This window comes from Rhodococcus sp. no. 34, assembly GCF_054589475.1.
In genome coordinates, this window is record NZ_BAAILK010000026.1 from 501,527 (window position 1) to 504,682 (window position 3,156).

At 63.8% G+C, this 3,156-nt stretch carries 3 protein-coding genes; 2 read left to right on the forward strand and 1 reads right to left on the reverse strand.

The genetic code is table 11. The features are described 5' to 3' along the window. Positions 1-8 precede the first annotated feature (8 nt). A complete protein-coding gene (radA, locus tag ACYP01_RS11410) occupies positions 9-1,394 on the forward strand; it encodes a DNA repair protein RadA (protein ID WP_021342813.1) in 1,386 nt (461 codons plus the stop codon). Between the two features lie 23 nt (positions 1,395-1,417). Here radA and ACYP01_RS11415 read toward each other — a convergent pair whose 3' ends face one another. Next, positions 1,418-1,978 (reverse strand): PaaI family thioesterase, encoded by a 561-nt coding sequence (locus ACYP01_RS11415; RefSeq protein WP_003945494.1) that lies wholly within the window; start codon positions 1,976-1,978, stop codon positions 1,418-1,420. Positions 1,979-2,074: 96 nt separating this feature from the next. On the opposite strand from ACYP01_RS11415, the gene disA reads away from it, so the two are divergent. Beyond that, positions 2,075-3,156, forward strand: a 1,082-nt coding sequence (disA, locus tag ACYP01_RS11420; RefSeq protein WP_459680009.1) for a DNA integrity scanning diadenylate cyclase DisA, incomplete at its 3' end; no start/stop codon positions are given.

Genomic DNA, 3,156 nt, shown 5'->3' on the forward strand with positions numbered 1-3,156 from the left:
AGTCGGTAGTGCCCAAGTGGGTCGGTAGATGTCCGGACTGCGATTCGTGGGGCTCGATGACCGAGGTCGCCGTAGTGGCACCCGTCGCCAGTCGCGCCGGCGCCTCACTCGCCAAAGCAGGATCAAGCGCCGTGCTGCCTACGACGCCGGCCACGCCGCTGACACAGATCGACAGCACCTCGACGCAGGCCAAACCCACGGGGATCGGTGAGTTGGACCGCGTCCTCGGCGGTGGCGTCGTACCGGGTTCGGTGGTGCTGCTCGCGGGCGAACCCGGCGTCGGAAAATCGACGCTACTTCTCGAGGTCGTCTACCGCTGGGCGATGCGCAGCGCGGATGATCGAGCGTTGTACGTCACGGGCGAGGAGTCTGCCGGTCAGGTTCGGCTTCGGGCAGATCGCACCAACTCTGTCCACGAACGGATGTATCTGGCGGCCGAATCCGATCTCGCGACCATCCTCGGCCACATCGAGCAGGTCAAACCGACACTGGTCATCGTCGACTCGGTGCAGACCATGCTTGCTGCCGACGTCGACGGGGTCGTCGGCGGCGTGACTCAGGTCAAGGCCGTCACCAGCGCCCTGACCTCCCTGGCCAAGGCCAGTGGAATCCCGGTGCTTCTGATCGGCCACGTCACCAAGGACGGCGCCGTCGCCGGTCCGCGCTCGCTCGAGCATCTCGTGGACGTGGTTCTGCACTTCGAAGGTGACAAGCACTCCACCCTGCGCATGGTCCGCGGCGTGAAGAACAGATTCGGTGCGGCCGACGAGGTCGGATGCTTCGAGCTGAGCGAGCAGGGCATCAACGAGATCAGCGATCCGTCCGGCCTGTTCCTGCATCACCGTGAAGAAGCTGTGGAAGGCACTGCCGTCACCGTGATGATGGACGGTAAGCGACCTCTACTCGGTGAAGTTCAGGCGCTCGTCGCCGCCACGCCGCTACCGACACCTCGCCGAGCCGTCAGCGGGCTCGACACCGCCCGTGTGGCCATGGTTCTGGCCGTGTTGGAACGCCGCGTCGGAGTGTCGATCTCGAAGGCCGACGTCTACGCCGCGACCGTCGGCGGTATGCGGATGACCGAGCCGGGTGCCGATCTGGCTCTCGCCATTGCGGTCGCTTCCGCCGTGAAAGCCAAACCCGTCCCCAAGGGGCTCGTCATCCTCGGCGAGGTCGGACTCGCCGGGGAGGTTCGACGGGTTGCCGGGGTGAACCGACGGCTGATCGAAGCTGCCCGACTGGGATTCACCAGCGCCATCGTGCCGGTCGATTCCGGCCCGAACATTCCCGGCATGCGCGTCAACGAAGTAGCGAATCTGGCCGAGGCACTGGCCTACGCCGGATTGATGGGCGGCAAACAAGCCCCGTCTCGCCCCAAGCTCACGCCGGTGAAGTGATCGTCGTTCGGCCGACTACCTCGTCAGACCGACGAGGTGCCGAACGGGGACGTCGGTTCGCCGTCCACGAACTCCTTGGTCTTGGCGAAGTGTTCCGAGGTGATGGTCAGGAACAGTCCCCGGGACGTTCCCACCACCGTGTCCGGATCCGCTGTCGGACCTTCGACGATCACCGCTTCTGCACTGGTGTAGACCTTGCGGCGCACAACGCCGTCGATGCGAGCCCGGAATTCGAGCACCGATCCCAACGGGATCGGCCGGGCGAAGTCGATCTCGAGGTGCCCGGTCACCACCGGCGAGCCGAGAGCCATACATGCCATACCTTGAGCCTCGTCGAATGCCGTCGACAGAATGCCGCCGTGAATGACACCTGGACCGCCCTGATACTTCTTGGCGACCTCCAGACGACCGGTCACTTCCAGTCCGTTACCAGCCCTGAAACTCATCGCCATTCCCGCAGGCTGGTCGTCGCCGCAGCCGAAGCATTTCGACCAGTGCTGAGGCAGCTTCTCGCCGGCGGCCGGAAAGAATTCGACCGGCTCCGGGACAGTCAGGTCATCAGGCAGGGTCCAGGTACTACTCATGGATAGGTAATCTAAACGGGGATCAGTCCGGCGCAGGCATCGGACCCGACCGAAGTGACATCGACCTCAGCAGGGAGTTTCTCAATGATCAGTGCGATGGCGGACACACAGTCGTCGTCGGCATTGCGAGAGACCATCGCCAGGTTGGCGCCGGGTACCGCTTTGCGAGACGGGCTCGAACGAATTCTGCGCGGCCGTACCGGCGCGCTGATCGTCCTCGGATACGACGAGGAAATGGAAGCGTTGTGTGACGGCGGATTCAACCTCGACGTGGAGTTCGCACCGACCCGATTGCGCGAGCTGTCGAAGATGGACGGCGCGGTTGTCCTCTCGACGGACGGCACACGCATCGTGCGTGCCAACGTCCAGCTGGTTCCCGATCACAAGATTCCCACCGTCGAATCCGGCACGAGGCACCGCGCTGCCGAGCGCACGGCAATTCAGACCGGCTATCCCGTGGTCTCGGTCAGTCAGTCGATGTCGATCGTCAGTGTGTACGTCGGCGGCATCCGGCACGTCATCGACGGCTCGGCCACCATACTTTCGCGCGCCAACCAGGCCGTCGCGACGCTCGAACGATACAAAGCGCGACTCGACGAAGTGACACGGCAACTGTCGGTCGTCGAGATCGAGGATTTCGTGACTCTGCGCGACGCGTTGACCGTCGTACAGCGCTTGGAAATGGTTCGCCGCGTGTCGATCGAAATCGAACAGGATGTCCTCGAGCTCGGCACCGACGGTCGCCAGTTGGCACTGCAGCTCGAAGAACTGGTCGGCGACAACGACATTGCACGTCAACTCATCGTTCGGGACTATCTTGCCGGTCCCGAACCCATCGGCACCGCGGCGATGGACAACGTCCTCGTCGCACTCGATCGCGTCACCGACGCCGATCTACTCGATCTCACGACTCTTGCGCGTGTTCTCGGTTATCCGGGCACGATCGAAGCCCTCGACACTCCGATGACTCCTCGCGGATATCGCGTGCTGATGCGTGTACCTCGATTGCAGTTCCATCAGATCCACCGGTTGGTCGGATCCTTCGGCACTCTCCAGTCGCTGCTGGCCGCTACGGCTGCCGATCTGCAGTCGGTCGAGGGCATCGGCGGGCTGTGGGCGCGTCACATCCGTGAGGGACTTTCCCGGCTCGCGGAGACGTCGATCACCGGATCCTTCAA

Excerpts from the sequence above, each read along its gene's own strand:
- ACYP01_RS11415 (WP_003945494.1), bottom strand. The coding sequence starts at position 1,978 with ATGAGTAGTACCTGGACCCTGCCTGATGACCTGACTGTCCCGGAGCCG.